The organism is Corynebacterium sp. NML 150383, assembly GCF_002285085.1.
Lineage (GTDB): Bacteria > Actinomycetota > Actinomycetes > Mycobacteriales > Mycobacteriaceae > Corynebacterium > Corynebacterium gottingense.
On record NZ_NSGK01000001.1, the window covers coordinates 153442 to 177827 of the forward strand.

The window sequence follows — 24386 nt, forward strand, 5'->3', positions numbered from 1 at the left end:
TTCCCCGGTGAAGTCCGAACATGGCACCCTTTCGCAGTGGAGGCAGTGAAGTCCATCTCACTCTACTGTGCGGGTGTGGCCTGCATTGAAACCACCCCGGAAAGCGCAACGGGGCCGGCGAGCGCTGTGCTCACCGGCCCCGTTTCCGCAGCAAGGGCCTAGTCCCAGTGACGCTTACCGCGCCCGCCCCTGTCGCGGCGATCGCCGCGGAACTTGTCCCGGCGATCCTTGTGGTCGCCGAAGCCACCGCGGCGCCCGCGACCGCCTCGGTCGCGCGGGGGTGCGCCGTGATCGCGCTGGATGTTAATCAGCTGACCGGAAATCCGGGTGTCGGAGAGCCGGTCCAGGACCTTCTTGTCCAGCTGCTTCGGCAGCTCCACCAGGGTGAAGTCTCCACCGATGGTGATGCGGCCGAAGTCCTTGGAATTGAGGCCACCCTCGTTCGCCAGCGCGCCGACGATGGCACCCGGCCGGACGTGCTGGCGCTTGCCCACATCCAGACGGTAGGTGTCAAAGTTCTCGCTGTCGTTGTGGCGGCGCTTGCCGCGCCCGCGATCGTCACGGTCGTCACGTCCGCGACGGCCGCGCCCACCACGGTCGTCGCGATCCCAACGGTCGCGATCGCGCCGGTCGCGCTTGTCCTTCGGCGGCTCCTTCATGAGGAACTCGTCGCCCGCAAGCGCCTGCGTGGCGAGCGCTGCGGCGATGTCATCCATCGGCACGTTGTTCGCCGCCGAGTACTCGCGCACCATGGATTTGAAGATCTGCAGGTCGGACGCCTCGAGGGATTCGGTGATGGAGTCCATGAACTTCGCCTTGCGGCTCTCGTTGACCTCGTCCACGGTGGGCAGGTCCATCTCTTCGATCTTCGCGTTGGTCACGCGCTCGATGGAGCGCAGCATGCGACGCTCGCGCGGGGTGACAAAGAGGATCGCCTCGCCGGACCGACCCGCGCGGCCGGTGCGGCCGATGCGGTGGACGTACGACTCGGTATCGTTCGGGATGTCAAAGTTGAGCACGTGCGAGATGCGCTCGACGTCGAGGCCGCGGGCGGCGACGTCGGTGGCCACAAGGATGTCCAGGCGGCCGTCGCGCAGTTGATCCACCGTGCGCTCGCGCTGCTGCTGCGCAATGTCGCCGTTGATGGCGGCGGCGGAGAATCCGCGGGCGCGCAGCTTCTCGGCCAGCTCCTCGGTCTCGTTCTTCGTGCGGACGAAGACGATCATCGCCTCAAACTCGGTCACCTCAAGGATGCGGGTGATCGCGTCGAGCTTGTTGCGGTGCGCCGTGAACAGGTAGCGCTGCGTGATGTTGGTGTTCGTTCGGGTCTCCGACTTGACGGTGACCTCTTCGGGGTCGTTGAGGTAGTCGCGGGAAATCCGGCGGATCGCCTTCGGCATTGTCGCGGAGAACAAGGCCACCTGTTTCTCGTCCGGCGTGTCCTCCAGGATGCGCTCGACGTCCTCCTGGAAGCCCATGTTGAGCATCTCGTCGGCCTCGTCCAGCACCAGGAAGCGCAGGCTGGAGATGTCCAGCGAGCCCTTCTCCAGGTGGTCGATGACGCGGCCCGGGGTGCCCACGATGATCTGCGCGCCGCGGCGCAGGCCAGACAGCTGGATGCCGTACGCCTGCCCGCCGTAAATCGGCAGGATGTGCACGCCGCCCAGGTGGTCAGCGAAGGACTGGAAGGAATCGGACACCTGCAGCGCCAACTCGCGCGTCGGCGCGAGGATGAGTGCCTGCGGGTACCGCTTGCTCGTGTCGATGCGGCTCAGGATCGGCAGCGCAAACGCTGCGGTCTTGCCCGTACCGGTCTGCGCCAGGCCGACGACGTCGCGGCCCTGCATCAGCAGCGGAATCGTCTCCGCCTGGATTGCGGACGGCTTTTCAAAGCCGACCTTCTTCACTGCCGCGATCACGTTGTCCGGCAGGCTCAGCGTGGTGAAGCCGTTTTCCGGCTCTGCATTCTCCTCGCTGGACTCGTTCGGCGTCGTTGCTTCAGTATTTACGTTCTCGGTGGCTTCTGCAGTCTTCTGCACAGAAGCGCCGGTGTGCTCAGAGGAACCCGCATCCCTGGTGTCTTCTGCAGCGGCAGGCTCAACTGCGTCCGCTGCGACATCCTGCGGGGTGTTCTGAGTTTCCGACAAGTTCATATCCGGCCCATTTTCGCTGCCGGTCGCGTTTTCGGAATTGCTCATTGCTTCACCAGCGTACGCCACATGGAGCCCCAGGACTATTCCGCAAGTTGGCCATCCGCACCCCGCGCTGGCGTTTCCACCCCCGTTTGGCTGCAACTCACTACACCCACCCAATGTGACATGTCCCACAATAGCGCAGTAGTGTTTCCCGCATGACTTCACCGCTCGCGCTGACCCTGGTCGGGTTGGCCATCATCCTCGTCACCGTCGGCGTGCTCCTCAAAGGCAAAATGCACCCGATTATCGCCATGACCCTCATCCCGATCATCGGCGCGCTCATCACCGGCTTCGGCATCGGTGACATCACCGACTTCTACGGCGAAGGCCTCGAGCGGGTCATGGGGGTGGTCGTGATGTTTATCTTCGCGATCATCTTCTTCGGCATCCTTTCCGATGTCGGCCTCTTTGACCCCGTCATCACCGCGCTCATCCGCGCCACCCGCGGCCAGGTCATGCTGGTCACCCTCGGCACCGCCGCGATCGCGATCGTCGCGCACCTCGACGGCTCCGGCTCGACCACCTTCCTGCTCACCATCCCGGCGCTCCTCCCCCTGTACAAGGCGATGCGGATGTCCAGATACGTGCTGCTCACCCTCGTCGCGCTGTCCGCGTCCGTGATGAACATGATCCCGTGGGGCGGCCCCGTCGGCCGCGCCGCCAGCGTCATCGAGGCCACCCCCCAACGAGATCTGGGCCCACCTCCTCCCCGCCCAGGGCATCGCCATCGTCCTCGTCTTTCTTGTCGCCGCAGGCTTCGGCCTATCCGAGAAGCGCCGTATCTCGAAGCGATCGCTTCACGACGCCACCGCCACCGTCGACGTCAACGCCATCGCCGAAGAGTTCCGCCGCTCCCAGGCGGAGGAGCGCGCCAAATTCAACCTCACCCCGCGTACCGGCACCTGGGTCACCGCGATCAACGTCATCGTCACCCTCGCGCTGATCGGCGTCCTCGTCTCCGGCATCACCTCGCCCGGGCCGGCGTTTTTGGTGGGCACGGCGCTGCTGCTCATCGTCAACTTCGCCACCCTGGACGACCAGAACGACGTGCTGCGCCGCCACGCCCCGACCGCGCTATCCATGGCCGGCGTGATCCTCGCCGCCGCGATGTTCCTCGGTGTGCTCGACGGCACCGGGATGCTCGAGCAGATCGCGCTCTCGCTCATCTCGGTCCTGCCCGCGTCCGTCGGCGCCTACATCCACGTCATTGTCGGCTTGCTGGGCGTGCCCCTCGACCTGGCCACCTCCACGGACGCCTACTACTTCTCGGTCCTGCCCATCGTGCAGGAAACCTCCGCGGCGTTCGGCGTTTCCGGCATGGGCGCGGCCACCGCCATGATCGTCGGCAACGTCATCGGCACGTTTGTCAGCCCGTTCTCCCCCGCCCTGTGGCTGGGCCTCGGGCTGGCCGGTGCGAACATGGGCAAGTACATCCGCGTCGCGTTCCCGCTGTGCTGGGGCTTCTCGGTCGTCCTCGTGCTCGGCGCGTTTGCGACCGGGATGATGGCGTAAGAGGCCCTTCCGATCACCCGCCGCAAAACAGGAACATTGCCGTACTATGTGCGCATGCGTAAAACTTCTTCCCTACTAGCTTCAGTCCTTCTGCTCGCCCTCCCGCTGTCCGCCTGCGGCAGCGGCGACAGCGACAGCAACGCATCCCAGGATGCGTCGAGCACCACGAGTTCCCGGTCCGATGAAGAGGTGATCGCCGCGTCGCAGGCGGCGCGATCGTCGTCAAGCGCTGCGAAGTCCGCGTCCTCCGCCGCGGCCGCCTCCTCCTCTGCCGCTGCCAAGACCGAGCCGACGACCTACAAGGCGATTGCCACCGACGACCCCCAGCCGATCGGCACCAAGTGCGGCGAGATTGTCAACGCGTACGGCGAGCGCCTCGAGGTGATCGTGGTGAAGGACGGGACGTCCTGTAGCGCTGGCCAGCACGTCATGGAGGAATACAAGGCCGACGATTACGGCGCGGACGCGGACCGCTTCCACAACTGGACCTCCGAAGAGGGCTGGCACTGCTCCATGGACTGGCTGCTCCCCCGCGAGCTGGACACGCACTCGCAGGGCCGCATGACCTGCCAGGACGCCGACCTGCTCGACCCGTCCGACGACCCAGACAACACCGACGAGACCTCGACGCGCGGCAACGCGGCGCGCTTCGGCGAGCCGCGCCACCAGGTCGTGGCCATGTACCCGCAGGAGGCCACCGAGGCCGTCGACGAGATTCCGCGCTAAAAAACGCCGCGGGAACACACAGCCCGCTTTATAGTTTTTCGTATGCACGCACGTCGTTGGGCCACGTCCGTTCTCCTGGTGTCCGCTTCCCTCGCACTCGCCGCCTGCGGAGGGGGCGGCGGGGAACCTGGCGCCGACGGCACGACCTCTGCGACCTCTGCGACCGCGGCGAGCACGGAAGCCGTGACCAGCGATGCACCCAGCGCGGATTCCGAGGCACCAGACACGAGTGCCGCGGAGGCGGAGCAGGCCGACCTCTACACCGTCGTCGACCCGGAGCGGTTCCTGCTCGGTACCGCATACGTCATCGGCGGCGACGGCGACCGCTGGTTCCACGACTGTTTCATCAAGACAGCGGAGCTCAACTCCGAATCTGATTCGGGGACCTATTGCCACGCGGACTTCGCCGACCCCGTGCCCCCGACCGAGGAGGACTACGGCGTTCCCAATCCGCCGGCTCCGAACGTGATCAACTGGGACGAGGACGGCGGGCGTTTCAGCACGGCGTATTCCCCCGGCGCCGAGCTCCACCCCGGCACCCAGCGCCTCAGGCAGGGCGAGCAGGTGACGGTCGACGGCCTCACCGTCACCCACCTCCACGGCGGCGGCTACCGGGTGACCAAAGGCGACGCCACTTTTGAAATGCACGACGGCGTCTACACCACCACCGATCCCGGCTCGCCCGCCGAGGCGGAGGCGGCCGGCGGCGCTGCCGGCAATGTCTGCGGCACCGTCGAGAGTTCGATGGGTGGCTCGTACCAAATCATCGCCTTGGAGGACGGCACGACCTGTGAGAGCGCCCTTGCGGCGATGCGCGGCTACGTCGACGCGTACAGAAACGGCGAGGTCGAGGGCCAAGCCGGGTTCTGGACCGCGCCGAACGGCTGGGGCTGCGTGAACGGGTGGTTCCTCCCCGGCGACGAGCAGATCCGCGCCAATGCCAAGAACACGTGCAGCGCGTCGGACTGCGGCGGCAACCCCACCCAGGAGGGATCCGGCGCGGTGGTCGCTCTGCGACCTGACGACGTCGCCCGCTTCTAGCCGGCCCGCCCCAGAAATCTCGTGCGTGTTACCCAGGCCACAGTTACACTGAGAGCCGTGACACACTCACTGACACGCAAGGCCCTTCCCCTCTGTGCTGCGGCGGCGTTGACGTTGGCGTCGTGTAGCGCTGCGCCAGACGACGCCCCCGAGACCGAAACCACCACCACAGAACCCACCGCATCCAGCGAGACCACCGACTCACGTCCACCCGAATCCACGACCAGCACCAAACCCACCACGACGGAGGTCCGCGAGGTCTCGTCCGAGGAGCTCGCCGGCCTCACTGAGGTCCCCGCGGACACGTTCAAGGCCACGCCGGTGACCTTCGCCGTCGGCTTCCCTGGGGTCGGGACCAAGGGCTGCATGGTCCCCACCGAGCGCATGGCGCCCAGCTACACGCAGGGCAAGGACGAGATGTTCCAATTCAACTGCGACATCGGCATCGAAGACCCCGCAAACCCGGCGCGCGAATACGACACCCCGCCTGGATCCAGCAATCGGGCACTGTCCATGCAGTACGAGCCGACGGTCGGCTTTTACACCTTCAGCAGCCAGGAGCCGATCCACAAAGACGAGTACACGAAGGATTACCCGGAGCTGCAGGTCGGGCAGAAGGTTGCGCTGAGCGGGTTTACGCTCGCCCGCCCGGCAGAAGACACCGTCGTTATCCAGCGTGGCGTGCACAGCCTCACCATTTCCAACGGCAACACCGCAGTGCACAGCCCGCCGGTGGAAAGCGTGCAGCAGGGCGAGCCGAACCCGGACTTGTTCGACCTCTCCAACACCGCCGCGCCCGAGGGCACGCCATGCAACGTGGTCAGCGCCTCGGACACCGAGACCGGCGAGACCCACCACTTCTCCCTCATCGCGCACGCCGACAACACGGACTGCACCACCACGTTTGATGTGGCCCAGCGTTTCATCACTGCCTTGCAGGCCGGCGAGGTGCAGCCGCCGACGATGGAGTGGTCCTCGCCCGACGGCTGGTCGTGCAGCATGGACTATATGCTGCCGGGCACGCACACCGACGTGCTCAACGCGGCCCCGCTGTGCCGGAACGAAGGCGGCGGCGCCTTCGTCATCGCCGGTACCGAGATGCTCTAGCGCTGTGTCGCTTCTCGACGCCACCGCTCAAGCTTCAGCCGCGCGGCCAGCCCACCGCCGGAACGCGGCTTGAGGTCGAGGTGTCCGCCGTGGGCGCGCGCGATGGCGTCGGCAAGCGAAAGCCCCAACCCGTGCGAACCCGCGACGCGCCCGGCTCCCCTCACGAACGGCTCTTTGAGCCGCTCAACCTCGCGTTCGCCCAGCTCGGGGCCACCATTATCGACGCCCACCTCAACGGCCCCATCCGTAACCCTCACCACCACCGCGGCGGTGCCCGGCGCGCCGTGCTCGACCGCGTTGGCGACGAGGTTGCCCACGGCCTGGCGCAGCAGCACCGCGTCGCCGGCAACCGTCGCCGCGGCGGGATCGACGCGCAGCGCGACGCCGTACTGCGCGCACACCTCCTCGCACAGCGCGGCCACGTCCACCTGCTCGCCGCGCACGCTGCCGGGCTGCGCCGCCTCGGCGCGCGCGAACGCAAGCAACCGCTCGACCGTTTCCCCGGCGCGGGCGTTGACCTCGCGAATCCGGCGCAGCGCGGTGGCGCTCTGGTCCCCCTGCATGAGCGCGACGTCCGCAACGGTCTGAATCGTGGCGATCGGGGTCTTCAGCTCGTGCGAAGCGTTGGCGGCGAAGCGGCGCTGCGCGTCGAGCGAGGCTTCCAGCGAGTCCAGCATCTGGTCGAAGGCGCGGGCCAGGTCGCCGACGTCATCGGCAGGCCCCTCGTAGTGCATGCGCTGGCCGACCTCGCCGTCGGAGACCCGGCGCGCCACCGTGGCGAGCCGGCGCACGGGCGTGAGCACATACCCGGCAACAAACCAGCCCACCGCCCCCGCAAGCGCGGTGAGCAGGGCAAGCGCGATCAGCATGGTGACCAGGACGACGGTGATGATGTCGGTAGGGATGGGCATGGCGGCGTCGATAAGCACTCCCTCCGGCCCTGGCAGAGAGACGTGTAGCGGCACCGGGGTGAGCGCGAGGTAGGCGCACACGAGCGCGGTGAGCGCCGCGCCGGCGGAAAAGACGGTGGCGACGAACACAAGGGTCAGGCGCAGGCGCAGCGTCACGGGCGCGCCTCCTCCGCGGCGTAGTATCCCGCGCCGGGCTGGGTGTGGATAATCCACGGTTGGCCCAGCTTGCGGCGCAGGTGCGAGATGGTCACGCGCGGCGAGTTGGTAAATGGGTCGGCGAACGCGTCCCACGCCTCCTCGAGCAGCGCCTCGGCGGACAGGACCGCGCCGTCGGCGGCGAGCAGCGTCTCCAGCACCGCGAATTCCTTCGGACTCAGCGCGATCGGCGCGCCCGCGCGGGTCACGGTGCGGCGCGCGGTGTCCATGCGCACGTCCGCGCAGCGCAGCACGTCGGCCTGCGGCGGGGTGTGGCGGCGCATGAGCGCGTCCACGCGCGCGAGCAGCTCGGGCACCTCGAAGGGTTTGGTGAGGTAGTCGTCGGCGCCAAGCGCGAAGCCGTCGAGCCGCTCGTCGAGGGCGCTGGCCGCGGTGAGCATGAGCACGCGGATGTGCGGGTAGTCGGCGCGGATGCGGGCGCAGACCTCGTCGCCGTGAACGCGCGGGAGGTCCCGATCGAGGACCACCACGTCAGCGGATTCGAGCATCTTGAGCGCCTGCGCGCCGTCGTAAGCAACCTGGGTCTGCAGGCCGTGCGCGGCGCAGGCGGCGGCGATGGCGTCGGCGAGGTAGGCCTCGTCTTCCACAACTAACACGTTGGACATGCGGGTCAGTCTAGCGCTGGTGAGCGCGGGTGGAGCGCGCGTTAACGCTCTCGCAACACGGCAGTTTTTAGCGTGTGCACCATGACAATTGCTTCCAGACTTCCCCCACCAGCGACACGCATCGCTGGCCTCGACGCCGCCCGCGCCGTCGCACTCGCCGCGATGATGTGCGCGCACCTGACCGACTCGACCTCGCCGTGGCTCTACGGCTTCCCGTCGGCGCTGTTCGCGGTGCTCGCTGGCGTGTCGATGCAGGTCTCGTCGCGCGCGACGGGCGGGGTGGCGCTGGCGCGTCAGCGCCACCAGGCGATGCTGCGTGGCGCGGCCCTGCTCACCCTGCACGTCGTGCTCACCCCGCTCTCGGGCTCGATCACGGTGGTCCTCGGCGCGTTCGGCGCCTGCTACCTCACACTCGCCCCGGCGCCGCGCTGGCGCACGCGCACGCTCGCGGCCCTGTTCGCAGCCCTCACGCTCGCCTCGGCGCTGCGCCTCCCGCTCGCGGTCACCGCCCCGCCGTACCCACTGTTCGAGTGGGCCGCGCTCATGGTCGCCGGCCTCATCGCGGCGCGCCTGCGCCCGCGCGTGTGGCTCGCAGCGCTCGGCTTCGCGCTCGCCGTCGGCGGCGTATGGGCCCGCTCGCTTATCGACGCCCACCTCCACCCCTTCCTCAACCCCAATGGCCACACCGGCGGCCTCATCGCCATCCTCAGCGAGGTCGGCTGCTCCCTGGGCGTCCTCACCGTCTGCCTCATCGTGTTCCGGCGCTTCTGCCCGTACCCGCTGCAGGCCCTGGGCCGGATGCCGCTGACGGTGTACTGCCTGCACGTGACCACTGCGGACCTTGTGCCGTCCGGCGCGGCATCCGCGGCCGTGAGCATCGCCGCCGCGTGCGCGCTGGCGTCGGTGTGGCAGCTGCGCTTCCCGCGCGGCCCGCTCGAAGAAGCCCTGCGCGCGTTCACCCGGTCGCTCTCGCGCCAGGACCTCCCCCAGCGACCACTTCCCACCACACTTACCAAAGGAGCATAACCATGCGAATCTCCACCTCCACGATCCCCGCCGCCGCTGCGCTCGTCGCAGCGCTCACGGCGCTGGCCGCCACGCCCGCCGGGGCGCTCGAATCCGACACGTTCGCCGCCGATTCCCCCGACACCGCGTCCGAGGGCGCGAGCGTCGTTTCCGTGCGCACCGCCAACGACGACCCTGCCGACGGCGTGTGCACTGGCACCGCAGTCGCGCCGCACTGGGTGGTCACGGCGCGCCACTGCATGGACCACCTGCCCACCGCCGGCGGGTCGGTGCGGACCGGCGAGGGTAACGCGCAGCGGACGGTGGCCGTGGATCGGTGGCTCACCGCGCCCCAGGGCGACATCGCGCTGCTGCACACCGCCGATGACCTCGGCCTGGACCGCTACGCCACCGTGGACACCGAGGTCCCCGGCCCCGACACCGCCGCGCGCGTCTATGGCTGGTCCTCCGACGGCTCGGGCGCCACGACCCGCCTGCCCGTCACCGACGCGACCGTCGAGGGCGCAAGCCCCATGGCGCTTTTCGACGCCCACCAAGCCCTCACCGTCGCGCTCGCCCAAGGAGCCGGCATCCAGGGCGGCGACTCCGGCGGCCCCGTTTTCCGCGACGGCAAGCTCACCGGCGTGCTCAGCGCCGGACTGTTCGTGAACCCGGACGACCCGGAGGAAGTCGCCATGGACACCAACGCGGCCGCCTCCGCCGCCCCGCTCGGCGACGCTGCCGCATGGATCAACGACGCAATCGCCGACGACCTGCGCGACACCGACGCCGCGGCAGGCCCCGGCGCCGGCGAAGCGTCCGCGGCGCCGTACCTCATCGCCATCGCGGTGCTGCTCGCCGTGGCGGCCGGTGCGTCGGTGGTTGCGCGGCGGAGGGGGCACGGAGGCGTCGATAAGCAATAGGCCGAACCCCACATTTGGCGAGGCTCAATGTGGCAATATGCTGTAAAAGCCCATTGTTTCGGACAATTTTATGGAAGGTGGCTCAGCGCCGATGTCCACGAGCTCCCCAACACCTGCGAAGCCCGCACGCAAAGCTCGAGGCCTCAGCCACCGACACATCCACTTCATCGCGCTCGGCTCCGCCATCGGCACCGGCTTGTTCTACGGCTCGGCCGGCGCGATCCAGGCCGCTGGGCCGTCCGTCCTGCTGGTGTACCTGCTCGGCGGCGCGGTGGTGTACTTCATGCTCCGCGCGCTCGGCGAGATGAGCGTGCGCCACCCCGTCCGCGGCTCCTTCGCCGTGTACGCGCGAGAGCACCTCGGCGGGCTGGGCGGCTACATCACCGGCTGGATGTTCGCCTTCGAGATGATCATCGTGTGCCTGGCGGACCTCACCGCCATCGGCATCTACATGAAGTTCTGGTTCCCCGGCACGCCCGCCTGGGTGTGGATCACCGCGACCCTGTTGGTCATCGGCGCCGCCAACCTGGCCAGCGTGCGGTGGTTCGGCGAGCTGGAGTTCGCGTTCACGCTGATCAAGGTTGTCGCCGTGGTGGCCATGATCGTCGGCGGCGCGGCCGTCCTCGCCTTCGGGCTGGGCACGCACCCCGAAACCACCGGGCTTGTCAACCTGTGGAACGACGGCGGTTTCTTCCCCAACGGTCCCGAGGGCATGATTGCCGCGTTCATCCTCGTCCTCTTCGCGTTCGGCGGCACCGAGATCATCGGCGTGGCCGGCACCGAGGCCGACGACCCGGACCGCTCCATCCCCAAGGCCGTGAACACGGTGCCGGTGCGCATCCTCCTGTTCTACGTGCTGGCCATCCTCATCATCCTCATGCTCAACCCGTGGCGCAGCATTACCGGCGACGAGTCCCCGTTCGTGCAGATCTTCTCCACCCTCGGTGTGAACTGGGCGGCGGGCCTGCTCAACCTGGTGGTCATCACCGCGGCGCTTTCCGCCATCAACGCGGACCTCTTCGGCACCGGCCGTGTGCTCACGGGCCTGGCACGCGAGGGACTCGCGCCCCGCGTGATGGCGCGCACGGTTCGCGACATCCCCGTCATGACCACCGTGACCCTGCTCATCGTCCTGGTCGTGGGCGTTGTCCTCAACGCGCAGTTCCCCAACGTCTTCGAGACGATCGCCGCGCTCGCCACCTTCGCCACCGTCTTCGTCTGGCTGATGATCCTCATCGCCCACCTCGCCTCGCGCCGCCGCATGACGGCCGCCGAGCAGCGCGCGCTGCACTTCCCGGTCCCGTTCTGGCCTTACGGCCAGTGGTTCGCCGTGGCGTTCATCCTGTTCACGTTCGGCATCATGGTGTGGCTGCCACAGTACCACGTCGCCCTCGCCGCCGGCGTCATCTTCCTCGTCGTCATGACGGGCATGTACTTCGTCACCGGCCGCCCGAAGGCGATCGCTGCGGCGCACACGGAGGAGGACTTCAAGTAGGGCTGGCTTCTCGACGCCACCGTGCCCGCTTTCGCCCGAATACGTCCGACTTTACGGGAAATTCCGTTGTTTTCTGACCGGCTCCGCGGCACCGGCCCCAACGTTGTGCAATGATGGATGCCGGAAACAACGTCTACCGGTCACGGTATCGGAAAGAGGAGAACCACAGTGAGCATCACGAACCCGTCCACCCCGAAGAACAACATCACCCCCGGCAACAAGGTCGTGCTCATCGGCGCCGGCGCCGTAGGTGTCGCCTACGCCTACGCCCTGATCAACCAGGGCCTGTGTGACCAGCTCGCCATCATCGACCTCGCTGAGGAAAAGACTCGCGGCGAGGTCGAGGACCTGAACCACGCTGTCCCCTACTCCGGCCACAACACCAAGGTCACCTTCGGCACCTACGAGGACTGCCGCGACGCGGCACTGGTGGTCAACTGCGCGGGCGTCGCTCAGCGCGAAGGCGAAACCCGCCTGGACCTGGTGGGCCGCAACGTGAAGATCTTCGAGTCCATTAACAAGGAGGTCATGGCAAACGGCTTCAACGGCATCTACCTGGTCGCCACCAACCCGGTCGACATTCTGACCTACGCCACCCAGAAGCAGACCGGCCTGCCCGCCTCCCAGGTGCTCGGCTCCGGCACCGTCCTGGACACCGCCCGCTGGCGCTACAACCTGTCCCAGAAGTACAACGTGTCTGCATCGTCGGTGCACTCCTACATCATCGGCGAGCACGGCGACACCGAGCTCCCGGTCATCTCCACCGGCTCCATCGCAGGTATCGCGCTGCGCAACCGCCTCGCCGAGGAAGCCGAGAGCAACCCGGACGTGTACAAGGAGGTCGACGAGATGTTCGTAGCAACTCGCGACGCCGCGTACCACATCATCCAGGCAAAGGGCTCGACCGACTTTGGCATCGGCAGCTGCCTCGCCCGCATCACCCGCGCCGTCTTCGCCAACGAGGACGTCGTCCTGCCGATCTCGGCCAAGCTGGACGGCCAGTACGGCCACAACGACATCTACATCGGCACCCCGGCCGTGGTGAACCGCAACGGTGTGCGCGAGGCCGTCGAACTCCGCCTCAACGATGAGGAGAAGGAGAAGTTCGACCACTCCGCAACCACCCTGCGCAAGGTCATGGAGGACGCTGGCCTGGTCTAAACCCGGTCTAGCTCTCTCAAGCGTCAAGGCACCGCAGATCTGCGGTGCCTTTCCCATGCGGGGAGACATACACCCCCCGTGCCGACGCTCGGTATGCCCACGAGTGCCACGCGCAGCCTGCGAATTGTGATACTGACACGGCCACTCAAGATTATGCGGCACAGTCTCCCCACCATGGCGATGCTCGATCATATGATGTGCAGGCACCGCGCGACAGGCTGCGTCCACCCCGAACCCGATTACTCGGTATGCACTAAGCACTGGGTGAAAGCTCGTAGGCTTCGTACCCTACACGCACCCCATTACGACCGTCCGTCCACAGCCCGCATATTCATGTAACACGTAGCAGAGGAGCGAAGCCTCCCATCATCCACAAATTGCAAAAGCGGGCATAAAACCGTTGCAGGATCGGGTATAAAACTGTTGCAAAAGCGGGTATAAAATCGTTGCATAATTGGGTACAATGCCGGTGTGCAGTACTTTTCCCGCTTTGCAGATCAGGTTTTGGAGGACTCTCTCCAGTTCATGGGAGGTGTCCTCCTTGAGGGGCCACGCGCTTGCGGGAAAACCTCTACTGCCCTCCAAAAGGCTGCAAGTTCTGTACGCCTCGACCGATCCCCCGAGCTGATCACGCTCGCCGAATTGAACCCCGCAATTTTACTCAACGGCCCAACGCCTCGCCTCATTGATGAGTGGCAACTCGCGCCTTCCATATGGAACACGATCCGCCATGAGATTGACGATCGCCAAGGACGCGGGGAGTTCATCCTTTCAGGGTCAGCGGCACCAGCCGATGACACCACGCGCCACTCAGGTGCGGGACGCTTTGCAAGATTGAGGATGCGTCCAATGTCGCTCGCGGAAAGTGGGGCGTCGACAAACCAGGTAAGCCTCGCAGAGCTACAACCGGGCGTTGGTGTGAGCGGAGTTTCCAAGCTCACCTATAAGGGCATGGCCGAACAAGCTGTACGTGGCGGATGGCCAGGCCTACTCGGCGCCAACACCCAGCAGGCGGTCATGTTTAATCGCTCGTACCTGGACAATGTCTTCGACGTGGAAGTACCAGAAAGCGTTGGCACACGTCACAACCAGCTAAACATTCGTCGGACCTTGGAATCCATCGCTCGGAACATTTCTGGCGAAGCAACGTTGAAAACACTCGCTGCAGACGTGTCTTCCGATGCCACAACAGTCGATCCGAAAACGGTCTCCACTTACCTCCAGGCACTTACCAGAATATTCATCCTCGACGAATTGCAGCCTTGGAGCGTCGCGCTCCGATCCAAATCACGGCTGCGCACCTCACCGAAGCTCCACCTCGCTGACCCCAGCCTGGCTTGCGCCGCCTTAGGTATCGGCGTTGACCGTCTCGCGAAAGACCCAGAGTTTTTCGGCCAGATCTTCGAGTCCATGGTCATCCGAGACCTGCGTGCTGCATCCGCCCTCCAGCACGGTCACGTCTACCACTACCGCGACAACACGGGCCTTGAAGTTGACGCCATCATCGAATACCCCGAGGACGGAAAATGGGGTGCCTGCGAAGTCAAACTCGGGGCGTCGCAGATCCCACAAGCCGAAGCAAACCTCATCAAACTCCGTGACGAACGTGTCGACACCAACAGGGTCGGGTCGCCTGCATACTTAGCCATTATCACCGCTACGGAGTATGCATACACGCTTCCTAGCGGAGTACACGTGATTCCTTTGGGCACCCTCACCGCTTAGCGGTCACAGAAACGAGTCAAACCATTCTCCCGGAATTGCAAAAGCATGTATAAACTCCGTGCACTGCAGGTTTACGCAACACCAGGAACGCATCCATCGCCCTGCTGCGCGCCTAAACCAGCGGCGCGGACCCCGAAGTTTCAAACTGTAGTACGCGGAATGTAATAATCCTCGAAATGATGAGCGAAGACGCCGGGCGAGCGGGTTTTTCAAAAGCCCAGGTCGCGCAGAGCCCCACACCAGGTACTGCGCCTTCAGGCACCTATCACCGTGTCATCCAACCACACCATTTTTCGCCGCATCAAATACGCCTGCACATCCGCAGCCGGCCCAGGCAACCGCACGGTGGCATACCCATCCCATGATGAGTCACCCCCACGCGCGGGGTGCTCGGCTCGGTCGCCGGCAACTGAACACGCTCGGGTCCTGCTGCTGCGAGAACGAACTCGAAACCGCAGCGGTCAACCCAAAAAGCGCATCCAAAACACACGTCTAATAAGACTTATGCCCTTGTGCCTTGAGCACGACCGGTTCCACCTCCGCGTAGGCGACGACCTCGTCGACGAAGCCCTCGTCATGACAGGTCAAAATCACTGCCTGTCCGGCACGCAGGCCCTCGGCGATTACCGCATGCGCCTCGGTGCGGCCGGTGGCGTCGAGTGAGGTATCGGGTTCGTCGATAAGCACAAGCTCCCGGCCCTGGGCGAAGACCTGGCGCAACTGGGCAACCCGGAGCTGCGCCTGCGGAAGGTCGAGCGGATGCGTCTCATCGTCGCCGCCGGCGAACTCCGCGAGCGTGGTCTCCACGACCTGCTCAGCCACGCGCTGCAACGCGAGCGAGACGCCGACCGGCTGGGGAGGATTACCGTCGAGGCCGGCAAGCGCGCGCAACAACGTCGTCTTGCCCGACCCATTGTGGCCGCGCAGCCACACCACCCCACCGCGGCGTGGCGCGAGCTCGACCGGGCCCACCTCGAAGTGCTCGCCGCGCTTTTCCCGAAAATGCCACCACTTGCGCTGCGGTGCCTGGCGGCCTGCGGTCACGGCGCCGAGGTCGATTCGGTCGGGCTGCGGTTCGACGGGACCGGGAAGCGAAACTGCGGTGAGGTGCGGATTCGGGGTGAGCGTGGCGTCGATAATGCCGAGCTGCGCGCCACCAATCTCGCGTGGTTGATAGCCAAGCACCAGCGCGCGGGAGGAGGCGACGAGCTGCTCAATCAAGCGCGCGGATTCCGTATCAAGGCCCGCGAACGGGCAATCCAGCACAAGCAGCTCCGGCTCGAGCACCGCAACACACGCGATGGCCAGGCGACGCGTCTCGCCACCAGACAACGTCGCCGGATGGCGCTCCGCCAAATGCGCAAGTCCCGTGCGCGCAAGAATGCGCTCGCAGCGCGCCTGCATCTCCGCGCGCTCGACGCCGCGCTGCTCCAGGCCGATCGCCACCTCCTCGATCACCGTCTCGCGCAGGTACGTCACGTGCGCCGCAGCGTCCTGGCCCACGACACCGACGTTCGGCCACTCCTCGTGGAGCTGGTTTGCCAGCTGCGACATCCCGGAGCCGGACGCGCCGACAACCTGCACGCGGTCGTGCGTGCTCAGCGCGCGCTGCAGCAGCGTCAGATCCATACGACCACCACCACGCACGCGATCGGGGCGACGAGCCGCAGCGCCTTCTGCACCGCGGAGTCCGGCACCGGCCGTAGCACCGTGCGCTTCCCCTGCAAGTCATAGCCGGCGGTTTCCAACGCCGCGCCGCGGCTCGCGCCCTGGCTGAGCAGCGCGGTGAGCACCGGCATGATCAGGCGCGTCACCACGTTTCGCGCGTGCACCGGCGCGCGCTTGAGCGCCTGCGCGTCGCGCACCACCTTCACCTGCGCGCTGCCGTGCGGGACGAGCTGCAGCGTCGCGCCCGCGATGTACGCCAGCTTGTTTCCGCCGGGCAGCACCTGCAGCGCCTTGACCAGCTCGGGGATGCGGACGTACGCGACGGCGGCGAGCATGCACGCCATCAACGCGCAGAATCGCGCCGCCAGCGCCGCGCCCACCGCCAGGCCGTCCGCGGTGAGCAGTGGGGCGATGCGCTCGCTGCCGTACGGCGCGTGGATGAGCAGCATGGACAGCCCGACGGGCACGGCGAGTGCCACCGTCGTCGCCGGCACCGAGGCGTTGCGCGTGCGCCACACCCCGAGCACGCACGCGACAGCCGTCATGGCCAGCGACACCACGGGCGAATTCAGTCCGAGGACCAGGATCCACCCGCACGCCCCCGCCGCCAGCGCCGTGAGCGGATTAATCACGCTGCGCGGAGTGCGCTTTTCGACGCGGCGCGAACGCCTGAACTGTCTTCCGCGGCAACGCCCGCACCGTCACGTAGGCGATCGCGAGGACGATCACCTTGTCCAGCGGGTCCGAGAGGAATGCCTGCGTGGTCACCGACGCGATGAGCGATCCGCCCATCTCGCGGAAGAGCGACACGAGCGCACCGGTGCCTACGCCCGCGGTGCCACCGAACACGAACGCGGCCACCGGCGCGGCGACGGCGCCGCCGACCAGGCCCAGCAGCATGCCGTAGCCAACCACCGTGAATATCGAGTGCAGCGCGTGCAGCCGGTGGATGAACACGCCCGCGAGGTACCCGACGAGCGCGGAACCCGCCGCGAACGGGAGCGCCACCGGGTTGAGCAGCCCCCAGACGACGTTGTTGAGCGCGCCGGTGGTCAGGCCGGCGATCGGCCCGGCGAGCGCGGCGACGAGCACGGTGCCGATCGTGTCCAGGTAGAGCGGCAGCCCGATCGAGCCGACGATCTGCCCCACGACGGAGTTGATGAGGATGGCCAGCGGGATCAGGCCCAGCGTGCGCGCCGGAAGCATGGGCAGCGTCGCCGCGAGCAGCAGGACGGTGCCCAGCCCGTAACCGCACAGGGTGATGATCGCTTCGGTGGATCCGCCGACGCTGTCCCAGCTGCTCGGGCGGACCAGCACGAGGTACGCCCAGGTTGCGGCGATGCACAGGGCGCCGGCGATGACGAGGAGGCGCTGTGGCAGGGTCCAGTCTCCAAGCGCCATGTCGGTCGGGGGCTTCACCGGCCCTTTGGGCGGAAACGGCAGGCGGTCGTCGGTATCGTGCGACATGGGGGTTCTCCAGGGGTAATACGCGGAAAAGGGGAAACTAGTCCTGTGGTCGACAGGGTTTCGCCTATGTCACCTCGGCGAAGCAGACGGCGAAAGTGTACCAGCTATTCCTCCGCCTTGAGGTGATACCCCGCCTTGAGCTGCTCATCTCCTGCGGTGAATCGTGCGTGGAGGGAGAACGCGGCGTCGACAAGCGCCCAAGCGCTGGGAATGTCCGCCGAGGTGACCACGCGCGCGTTGGGCTCGCGCTCCCACATGCCGCGCAGGTCGGCGGCGACGGTGCCGCGCATGAGCTCGCTTGCGGCTTCGACGTCAATGGTGGCCTCGGCGACGGCGGTGTCGACGCGACCAAGCGCGATGAGGACGGTGAGCAGGTCGTGGAGCTGGGCGCGGTAGCCTTCGCCGACGTCCTCGTGGAACTCGAAGTAGAAGCGCGTGATTTCCGGCAGCGCGGACGCGATCGGCGTCTCCCCCAGCGCCGCGACGAGCCGTTCGAGGCGCGGCGGGTCCAGGAGCATCTGCTCGGTCACGCCCAGCGAGCACAGCGTGATGGGCACCGGCGTGCGCGCGAAAACCTCCTGCGCGGCGTGCGGGTCGACCCAGAAGTTCCACTCGGCGGTCGGCGTGGTGTTACCTGGGTAGTTCACGGCCCCGCCCATCACCGTGATGTGGCGCAGCTGCGCGAAGTGGCGCGGGTGGCGGCGTGCGAACACAGCCATGTTCGTCATGGGGCCGGTGACGATGAGGTGGAGGTCCTCGGTGCCGCGCTCGATGGCGTCGCACCAGAGCATGTCCCAGTCTGTCGCCACGTGGCGCGCGGGCGCGTGCGCGTAGCCCAAGCCCGTCTCGCCGTGGGTTTCCGGGGTGGTGGTCAGCGCAAGCTCGAGTGGCTGCGGCTCGCCTGCGGCCACGGGGATCGCTGGCAGGTTGCACTGCGCAAGCACCCACGCGGCATTCTGCGCGCATTGCTCGGCCTCAACGTTGCCCGCGGTCGTGGTCACGCAGTCCAGCTCCAGCTCGCCAGCGTGGTGCGCGGCGGTGAGGTAGGTCAGCGCGAACGTGTCGTCGATGCCGGGGTCGCAGTCCAGCAGCACTCTCATCCTAAGTCTCCTTCGTCTCAGTTCCGCGCGTGAGCCAGACGCCTATCGACGCCACCGCAATCCCCGCGCAGGCCACAAACGCTACGCCAAACCCAAAGGCCTGGGCGAGCAGCCCCACCACAATCGGCGCGAAAATCTGGCCCGCGTCTTGCGCCATCTGGAACGTGGAGAGCACCTTGCCGCCGGAGCGGTTATTCCCAATGATGTCCGCGAGCGACGCCTGCTGCGCCGGGCCGATCAACCCGCTGCCCACGCCCGCAAGTGCGGACAGGACGAGCAGCGGCACGACGCTGGTGGCCAGCCCCATCGAGCCGGTGAACGCGGCGGTAGTGATCAAGCCGGCAACGATAAGTGGCTTGCGCCCGTGCTTATCCGCGAGCCTGCCGGAGAACTGCAGCGTGACCGCGGTGCCGAACGCGAAGGCGGTGAGCGCAAACCCTGCGGCCGCCCCACCGTTGGCAAACACCGCTGCGGCGAACAACGGCAGGATGGACACGCGGGTGCCAAAGTTGACCCAGCCGTGTGCAAATGCCGAGGACAGCAGGCTCTGGTACGTGGGCATGCGCAGCGCGCTGGACAGCTGCATCGGCGGCAGCGGCGGCGGCAACTGCGCCCTCCCCTGCGGGTTGTGCGTAGCCACCCACACGAACAGCGCGGCAACGCCCACCATCAGCCCGTAGACCGCGAACGGGATGCGGAAGCCCAGGAACGACAGGGCCGCGCCGATGATGGGTCCGATAATGTTGCCCAGCAGGAACGCTGACGAATAGATCGCGTTGGCGCGGCCGCGTATCGAGGGGTGCGTCACCCGCACAATGAGCGCCTGCGCCGACAACGTAAACATGGTTGAGCCGAACCCCGCGATGAAGCGCAGCACAAAGATCTGCCAGTACGCGGTGGCAAACGCCACGAAAAACGTCGCGGCCGCCACCACGCTCACGCCGGTGATGTAGACGGGCCGCGAGCCGAGCTTGTCCACGAGCATGCCCGCACCGGGCGCGCCGATGAGCCTCGCAGCAGCAAACACGGAGACGACCGCGCCTGCCGCGGCCATAGACACGCCGAAGCTCGCGGTGAACTGCGGCAGGATCGGGGCGATAAATCCGTACCCGAGCGCGATGAGAAACGCGGCCCCCACGAGCACCCAGATGGTGCGCGGGATGGCCGGCCGTGGCGGCGTGTGCGGCTGCTGCTGAGGTTCGGGCGTAGGGGTCATCGGGAAACAGCCTAAACCCACGCGCCAAGCGAGCAAACTGCAAGAACAACCACACGTTCGCCACTGTGTTCTAATTTGTGCGGTGCCGTGTTCACCTCTCCTCTTAGAGTGCCAGGCATGTTGAACTTCACAAGCAAAACGCACACCGCCCCCGCCCAGCCTTCCGACTACTGCGCCCCGCTGCCCACTGAGTACGCCGCGCACATCCGCGAGCGCGAACCGGACACGCTCCAGCAGCTCACGGCGATGATCCACCACCCGCGCTCGCTCGCGCGGCCCACTGCGCGGTGGCGCCCACCGACAAAACGGCTCCCCCGCCTCGGTCACACCGCCGACCTCACCATCGCCATCTCGCGGCGCCGCGTCGGCCCACGCGCGCAGGCAAGAGTCCGCGGGTACGGCGAGGACCGAGTGCCCGCGTTTCTCATCGAGGTCCGCGTCACCGACCCCTCCGGACTCCCCACGGACCGCCGCGTCGCCGAAGGGTGGGTGCGCGCGCTTTTGCCTATCGACGCCGCGGGCGCCGTCCACGAGCTTCCGTCACCCCGCGCGGCCAGCTACGTCTGGCTCACCGACGGCGACTTCGTCCCGGTACTGTCACCGTCCTCCATGTTTGAGGGTCTCGCGGCGGCGTAGCCCGCCCGGGCTAGTCCTCGTCGTCTCCGTCGTCCTCGTCGTCTCCGTCGTCCTCGTCGTCTTCATCATCGAAGTCGTCGTCTTCATCATCTTCGACGTCGTCGCGGCCGAAGATGTCGTAGATGTCGGGCTCGTCCTCGTCGTCTTCCAGCGGGAGGAGCTGGCCTTCCCACTCCTCCGCCTGGTCAGCGGCAAGCGACAGGACGTCGAAGAGCCGGTCGAAGTCGGTGAACGTGCCGAGGCTGAGCATTTCCGCCTCGGACACCGCTTCGCTGTGGATGGTCTCGAACAGGCGCAGTCGATCCTCCTCGGTCAGCTCTGCGTCGCCGTCGGACTCCCAGAGTTCGCCGATCGCGTCGTCCATGAGGTCGTCGTAGTTGTCCGACAGCGCGATGAACTCGACCGTCGCGGTGGCGGTCCCCTGCACCACCTCGACCTGGACCTGCAGCTCGGCGCTTTCGCCGACCTCGGCGCGCACCAGCTGGCTGTTGACGCGATCCGGGAAGAACTCCAGGTCCTCAATACGCTCGTCCGTAGCCTCGAGGAGGTCGCGCAGCACGGTAATCACCTGGTCGGTGGCCATGTGCTCTGCCACGGTCTCCACGGCGCTTTCCACGGAGAAGACGACGGCGACGAGCGCGGCCTCAAATTCTTCATCGTCCTCGTCCACGTCCGCGGCGGCAATGTACACATTGGCGGCAGGCAGGAGCGGGTCGATTTCTACAAACTGGATTTCCACCTCGGACGTGATGGGCACGAACATGGTGTCGTCGTGTACCCGGGATTCAATCCCTTCACGGTCAAGGCTGGCTGCAATGTCCTCGAAAAAGCTCATGGCGGCGGTTTCCTTCCACTCTCCAGTCCAGGCCTGCCCCAGCCTAGCCAGGAATTCGCCGCGCCGTCGGCCGACGCGCACAAAGCCCGGGTGCATGCGCGGTGAAAATTGCTGGGAGGTGTGTAGAGGGGGTGGCGGTGGCGTCGCTAAGCGTTGCCCTCGTCGGCGATGGAATCGGTGAGCGTTTCCACCAGGTCCTGCCTGTGCATGCCCCATTCGCGCATGTCAAAGCCCTCCCACGCGCGGCGCTGCGCCGCCTTGGGGTCGTACTCCACGGAGGACTTCGCCGCGAAGATCGCGGTCGCGCGGCCGGGCTCCGTGTCGCTGCGGAAACCGTAGACCGGCCACTTCTCGCCCGGATGCGCGTTGTGGAAGAAGGAGCCCCAGTGGAACTGCATGGCGGCGCTGACCTCGTCGAATTCCTCGCGCGGCTGGAACGGGTCGAACTTGGAAGCGCGGGTTGCCTTCGCATCGCCGAACACCGCCGCCAGGTCCGAGGTGTGCATGGCGCCGAGCCCGATCCGGCGCATCGTGGTCGACGCGTAGTCAAAGCGGTACATCCAGGTCGGGGCCGTGCGACGATGCTCGGTTGCCAGCATCACCGACGGCGCCCAGAAGACCGCGTCCGCGATGAGGGCGGCAAACTTCCGGCGATCGTCCACAAAATCGTACGTCTCCAGCACCGCCTCGGCGTTGTCGGGGTCGTAGACGCTCAGCGCCCGGCGCGCCGCCCGCAGGCGCGACTTGTTCGTCTGGTACAGCGCCTTGGCAAAACTGGCCTCATCCGCGTTCGTGCCGATGATCAGCGGGACCGGCGCCTGGGCACCGGATTGGAACACGTCGATCGGGTGCGCGGGAAGCGTGTGCGTATCCACGGTGGGCATGAAGCTGGTGTTGAACTGGACGAGCTCTTTGCGGTTGAGCAGCATCGATTGCCCGACCCGCACCAGTGCCTCGGCGTCAGCCTCGCGCAGCGCCTCCAACGTGGTCTGGCTGGGCAAGCCCATATCCTTGATCAGCTTGCGCACCCACATCGCCGCCTGCACGCGGGAGTGCACGCTGGCAACGGGCGGCGACTGCGCAATCGCGCGGTGGAACAGCCCCCGCGCAGCCGGGGCGCACATCAGGTGGATCACCGCCGCGCCACCCGCGGACTCGCCCATGATGGTGACGCGGCCGGGGTCGCCGCCGAACCCGGCCGCGTTGTCGTGGACCCAGCGCAGGGCGAGGATCTGGTCCAAGAGCGCCGGGTTGGCCACGCAGTCCTCGCCGAGCGTGCGGTAGTCCAAGTACCCGAACACGCCCAGGCGAAAGTTGACCGAGATGTAGACGATGTCCGTCGTCTTCGTCAGGTAGTGCCCCTGGAGAACCTTCTCGTGGCTCGACCCCGTGACAAAGGTTCCGCCGTGGAAGTACACCACCACCGGCAACTCCTCGTCGTTGTCGGGGCGCACGATGTCCAACGTGAGGCAGTCCTCCGTGCCGATGACGTTGTCCGTCCAGCCGAAGAACCCCTGCATGGCCGGGGGCGAAAAGGCGCTCGCGTCGCGCACCCCGGTCCACGGCTCAACCGGGCGGGGCGCACGGAATCGCCCCGCGCCCTCGGTGGTCGCGCCGTACGGCACGCCGCGCCAGGTGCGGACCCCCGTGTCCGGGTCGACAATTCCGCGCACGCGACCGGCAGTTGTGGTCACCACCGGTTGATCAGCGCTCGACATAGCCCCCACCCTAGACGCGAACGCGGTCGCGCACAGCGACGCTCAACGGCAACGGGAATGGAAACCGCACGCGCAACGCTATACCGTGCGGAACTCGGTCCGACCGCCCAGGTGAGCACGAGCAATCACCGAGCGTTCGGCCGAAACGTGCACAATAGGTTTGCAACATCACACAATCGGGCTCGCCCCGGAGGAGGAAAGCATGGGACTGTTTGGCCGCAACAACGACAAGGACAGCACGAACCGCGAAGGCAATGCCAGCGATACCAGCGACGTCACTGCCGCCAACGGTGCGCAGCTGGCCGAAGGCGCCGGCCCGATCGCCCGCGCCTTCATCAGCTCCGTGGACAAGGCCGTCTCGCTCCAGACCGGCACCATCCGCGCGTACGTGGACTGGCTGCGTCGCCAGGACACGGACGCAACCCCGCAGGACGTGCAGAAACGCATGGACGCGCACTTCCGCAACACCGTCTCCGCTACCGGCGCTGGCGTCGGTGCCGCCGCCGCGGTCCCGGGCGTCGGCCTGATCTCCGGCAGCGCGGCAGTAGCCGGCGAGTCCGTCCTGTTCCTGGACCTGGCCGCCTTCTACACCGTCGCGTCCGCGTACCTGCGTGGCGACGATCCGGCCGACCCTGAGCAGCGCCGCGCAATGGTGCTCACCACCCTGGTGTGCACCGAGGGCCTCGCAATCGTGGACACGTTCGTCGGCGAGAACGCCTCGCGCCTGCCGTCCAAGTCCACGCTCGCACGCTTCTCCGGCCCGGGCCTGGCTGAGGCAAACAACATGCTCACCAAGGCCGCACTGAAGCAGGTGCGAAAGAAGATGCGCCGCGCCTGGATTGGCAAACTCCTCCCGCTGGGTCTCGGCGCGGTCGCTGGCACCACGGCAAACCGCAAGCTTGCGGATGAGGTGATCAAGCGCGTCGGCCAGTCGCTCGACCCGGTGCCGGACGCGTTCGCTACCCCGCTCCCGCCGAAGAAGGACGACGGGCAGGACTCTCAGGGCCTGAGCATCGACCCGAAGCGCTTCGCGCAGTGGATCCTCAACATCTTCGGCCGCGGCAAAAACGACGCGGAGGAGCGCGCGCAGGTCGACGCCGCCATCGAAGCGACCAAGTAGCGCC

22 protein-coding genes and 1 pseudogene are annotated in these 24386 nt (G+C 66.8%); 12 read left to right on the forward strand and 11 right to left on the reverse strand.

The features are described 5' to 3' along the window. Positions 1-158: 158 nt before the first annotated feature. Entirely contained in the window at positions 159-2198 is a 2040-nt protein-coding gene (locus tag CKJ85_RS00735; RefSeq protein WP_095535089.1) for a DEAD/DEAH box helicase, read from the reverse strand. Between the two features lie 152 nt (positions 2199-2350). Between CKJ85_RS00735 and CKJ85_RS12320 the strand changes: the two are divergent. Beyond that, positions 2351-2785: pseudogene (locus CKJ85_RS12320) on the forward strand (SLC13 family permease); the annotation flags it as partial. Positions 2786-2992: 207 nt separating this feature from the next. Here CKJ85_RS12320 and CKJ85_RS12325 read toward each other — a convergent pair. Continuing rightward, a complete protein-coding gene (locus CKJ85_RS12325) occupies positions 2993-3193 on the reverse strand; it encodes a hypothetical protein (RefSeq protein ID WP_369825004.1) in 201 nt (66 codons plus the stop codon). Between CKJ85_RS12325 and CKJ85_RS12330 the strand changes: the two genes are divergently transcribed. From CKJ85_RS12330 to CKJ85_RS00755, 4 genes are read left to right on the forward strand one after another with little or no spacing between them, the layout of a single operon-like run. After that, a complete protein-coding gene (locus tag CKJ85_RS12330) occupies positions 3186-3707 on the forward strand; it encodes a hypothetical protein (RefSeq protein ID WP_369825005.1) in 522 nt (173 codons plus the stop codon). The genes CKJ85_RS12325 and CKJ85_RS12330 overlap by 8 nt on opposite strands. A 54-nt stretch (positions 3708-3761) precedes the next feature. After that, positions 3762-4433 (forward strand): hypothetical protein, encoded by a 672-nt coding sequence (locus tag CKJ85_RS00745; RefSeq protein WP_133063998.1) that lies wholly within the window; start codon positions 3762-3764, stop codon positions 4431-4433. Positions 4434-4475: 42 nt separating this feature from the next. Continuing rightward, entirely contained in the window at positions 4476-5474 is a 999-nt protein-coding gene (locus CKJ85_RS00750) for a hypothetical protein (protein WP_143340107.1), read from the forward strand. Positions 5475-5531: 57 nt separating this feature from the next. Further along, positions 5532-6581 (forward strand): hypothetical protein, encoded by a 1050-nt coding sequence (locus tag CKJ85_RS00755; protein ID WP_143340108.1) that lies wholly within the window; start codon positions 5532-5534, stop codon positions 6579-6581. On the opposite strand, the gene CKJ85_RS00760 is transcribed toward CKJ85_RS00755, so the two are convergent. After that, positions 6578-7648, reverse strand: a complete 1071-nt coding sequence (locus CKJ85_RS00760) for a HAMP domain-containing sensor histidine kinase (protein ID WP_095553121.1) — start codon at positions 7646-7648, stop codon at positions 6578-6580. The two genes, CKJ85_RS00755 and CKJ85_RS00760, sit on opposite strands and share 4 nt — an antisense overlap. Further along, positions 7645-8313 carry a response regulator transcription factor gene (locus CKJ85_RS00765; RefSeq protein ID WP_095553122.1) on the reverse strand — a complete coding sequence of 223 codons (669 nt, stop codon included), beginning with the start codon at positions 8311-8313 and terminating at the stop codon, positions 7645-7647. Before CKJ85_RS00765 ends, CKJ85_RS00760 begins: the two co-directional genes overlap by 4 nt. A gap of 81 nt (positions 8314-8394) precedes the next feature. Between CKJ85_RS00765 and CKJ85_RS00770 the strand changes: the two genes are divergently transcribed. The 5 genes from CKJ85_RS00770 to CKJ85_RS00790 all read left to right on the forward strand — a co-directional run bounded on the left by CKJ85_RS00770 (position 8395) and on the right by CKJ85_RS00790 (position 14622). Next, on the forward strand, positions 8395-9339 hold the full coding sequence (locus tag CKJ85_RS00770) for a DUF418 domain-containing protein (RefSeq protein ID WP_143340109.1): 945 nt from the start codon (positions 8395-8397) through the stop codon (positions 9337-9339). 2 nt (positions 9340-9341) lie between these two features. Further along, entirely contained in the window at positions 9342-10241 is a 900-nt protein-coding gene (locus tag CKJ85_RS00775) for a trypsin-like serine protease (protein WP_095553124.1), read from the forward strand. 91 nt (positions 10242-10332) lie between these two features. Then, the gene (locus CKJ85_RS00780; protein ID WP_095553125.1) at positions 10333-11736 is read left to right on the forward strand and encodes an amino acid permease; all 1404 of its coding nucleotides are present in this window, start codon (positions 10333-10335) and stop codon (positions 11734-11736) included. A gap of 168 nt (positions 11737-11904) precedes the next feature. Then, the gene (locus CKJ85_RS00785; RefSeq protein ID WP_233126888.1) at positions 11905-12897 is read left to right on the forward strand and encodes an L-lactate dehydrogenase; all 993 of its coding nucleotides are present in this window, start codon (positions 11905-11907) and stop codon (positions 12895-12897) included. Positions 12898-13368: 471 nt separating this feature from the next. Continuing rightward, a complete protein-coding gene (locus CKJ85_RS00790; RefSeq protein WP_095536988.1) occupies positions 13369-14622 on the forward strand; it encodes an ATP-binding protein in 1254 nt (417 codons plus the stop codon). A 492-nt stretch (positions 14623-15114) separates the two neighbouring features. On the opposite strand, the gene CKJ85_RS00795 is transcribed toward CKJ85_RS00790, so the two are convergent. The 5 genes from CKJ85_RS00795 to CKJ85_RS00815 all read right to left on the reverse strand — a co-directional run bounded on the left by CKJ85_RS00795 (position 15115) and on the right by CKJ85_RS00815 (position 20073). Further along, entirely contained in the window at positions 15115-16251 is a 1137-nt protein-coding gene (locus CKJ85_RS00795; protein ID WP_095553127.1) for an ATP-binding cassette domain-containing protein, read from the reverse strand. Beyond that, on the reverse strand, positions 16242-16922 hold the full coding sequence (locus CKJ85_RS00800) for an energy-coupling factor transporter transmembrane component T (protein WP_233126889.1): 681 nt from the start codon (positions 16920-16922) through the stop codon (positions 16242-16244). Before CKJ85_RS00800 ends, CKJ85_RS00795 begins: the two co-directional genes overlap by 10 nt. Further along, entirely contained in the window at positions 16915-17691 is a 777-nt protein-coding gene (locus tag CKJ85_RS00805) for a glycosyl transferase family 9 (protein WP_095537063.1), read from the reverse strand. Before CKJ85_RS00805 ends, CKJ85_RS00800 begins: the two co-directional genes overlap by 8 nt. Positions 17692-17861: 170 nt before the next feature. Then, positions 17862-18857 carry a nucleoside hydrolase gene (locus CKJ85_RS00810; protein ID WP_095553128.1) on the reverse strand — a complete coding sequence of 332 codons (996 nt, stop codon included), beginning with the start codon at positions 18855-18857 and terminating at the stop codon, positions 17862-17864. Between the two features lies 1 nt (position 18858). Beyond that, complete coding sequence (locus CKJ85_RS00815; protein ID WP_095553129.1) at positions 18859-20073, reverse strand: MFS transporter; 1215 nt, start codon at positions 20071-20073, stop codon at positions 18859-18861. 117 nt (positions 20074-20190) lie between these two features. Between CKJ85_RS00815 and CKJ85_RS00820 the strand changes: the two genes are divergently transcribed. Then, positions 20191-20709, forward strand: coding sequence for a hypothetical protein (locus CKJ85_RS00820; RefSeq protein ID WP_233126890.1), 519 nt, complete (start codon positions 20191-20193; stop codon positions 20707-20709). Positions 20710-20719: 10 nt separating this feature from the next. On the opposite strand, the gene CKJ85_RS00825 is transcribed toward CKJ85_RS00820, so the two are convergent. Together CKJ85_RS00825 and CKJ85_RS00830 are read right to left on the reverse strand one after the other, a co-directional pair. After that, positions 20720-21544 carry a hypothetical protein gene (locus tag CKJ85_RS00825; RefSeq protein WP_095553130.1) on the reverse strand — a complete coding sequence of 275 codons (825 nt, stop codon included), beginning with the start codon at positions 21542-21544 and terminating at the stop codon, positions 20720-20722. A 146-nt stretch (positions 21545-21690) separates the two neighbouring features. Next, positions 21691-23262: a carboxylesterase/lipase family protein gene (locus CKJ85_RS00830; RefSeq protein WP_095553131.1), complete on the reverse strand. Its 1572-nt coding sequence runs from the start codon at positions 23260-23262 to the stop codon at positions 21691-21693. Positions 23263-23422: 160 nt separating this feature from the next. On the opposite strand from CKJ85_RS00830, the gene CKJ85_RS00835 reads away from it, so the two are divergent. Continuing rightward, entirely contained in the window at positions 23423-24382 is a 960-nt protein-coding gene (locus tag CKJ85_RS00835; protein ID WP_143340111.1) for a hypothetical protein, read from the forward strand. The last annotated feature ends 4 nt before the right edge of the window (positions 24383-24386 follow it).

What these genes read in the sequence shown, in the direction of transcription:
- CKJ85_RS00735 (WP_095535089.1), bottom strand. Translation starts at nt 2,198, where the DNA reads ATGAGCAATTCCGAAAACGCGACCGGCAGCGAAAATGGGCCGGATATG.
- CKJ85_RS00745 (WP_133063998.1), top strand. Translation starts at nt 3,762, where the DNA reads ATGCGTAAAACTTCTTCCCTACTAGCTTCAGTCCTTCTGCTCGCCCTC.
- CKJ85_RS00750 (WP_143340107.1), top strand. Translation starts at nt 4,476, where the DNA reads ATGCACGCACGTCGTTGGGCCACGTCCGTTCTCCTGGTGTCCGCTTCC.
- CKJ85_RS00765 (WP_095553122.1), bottom strand. Translation starts at nt 8,313, where the DNA reads ATGTCCAACGTGTTAGTTGTGGAAGACGAGGCCTACCTCGCCGACGCC.
- CKJ85_RS00770 (WP_143340109.1), top strand. Translation starts at nt 8,395, where the DNA reads ATGACAATTGCTTCCAGACTTCCCCCACCAGCGACACGCATCGCTGGC.
- CKJ85_RS00775 (WP_095553124.1), top strand. Translation starts at nt 9,342, where the DNA reads ATGCGAATCTCCACCTCCACGATCCCCGCCGCCGCTGCGCTCGTCGCA.
- CKJ85_RS00780 (WP_095553125.1), top strand. Translation starts at nt 10,333, where the DNA reads ATGTCCACGAGCTCCCCAACACCTGCGAAGCCCGCACGCAAAGCTCGA.
- CKJ85_RS00795 (WP_095553127.1), bottom strand. Translation starts at nt 16,251, where the DNA reads ATGGATCTGACGCTGCTGCAGCGCGCGCTGAGCACGCACGACCGCGTG.
- CKJ85_RS00805 (WP_095537063.1), bottom strand. Translation starts at nt 17,691, where the DNA reads ATGGCGCTTGGAGACTGGACCCTGCCACAGCGCCTCCTCGTCATCGCC.
- CKJ85_RS00810 (WP_095553128.1), bottom strand. Translation starts at nt 18,857, where the DNA reads ATGAGAGTGCTGCTGGACTGCGACCCCGGCATCGACGACACGTTCGCG.
- CKJ85_RS00815 (WP_095553129.1), bottom strand. Translation starts at nt 20,073, where the DNA reads ATGACCCCTACGCCCGAACCTCAGCAGCAGCCGCACACGCCGCCACGG.
- CKJ85_RS00820 (WP_233126890.1), top strand. Translation starts at nt 20,191, where the DNA reads ATGTTGAACTTCACAAGCAAAACGCACACCGCCCCCGCCCAGCCTTCC.
- CKJ85_RS00825 (WP_095553130.1), bottom strand. Translation starts at nt 21,544, where the DNA reads ATGAGCTTTTTCGAGGACATTGCAGCCAGCCTTGACCGTGAAGGGATT.
- CKJ85_RS00830 (WP_095553131.1), bottom strand. Translation starts at nt 23,262, where the DNA reads ATGTCGAGCGCTGATCAACCGGTGGTGACCACAACTGCCGGTCGCGTG.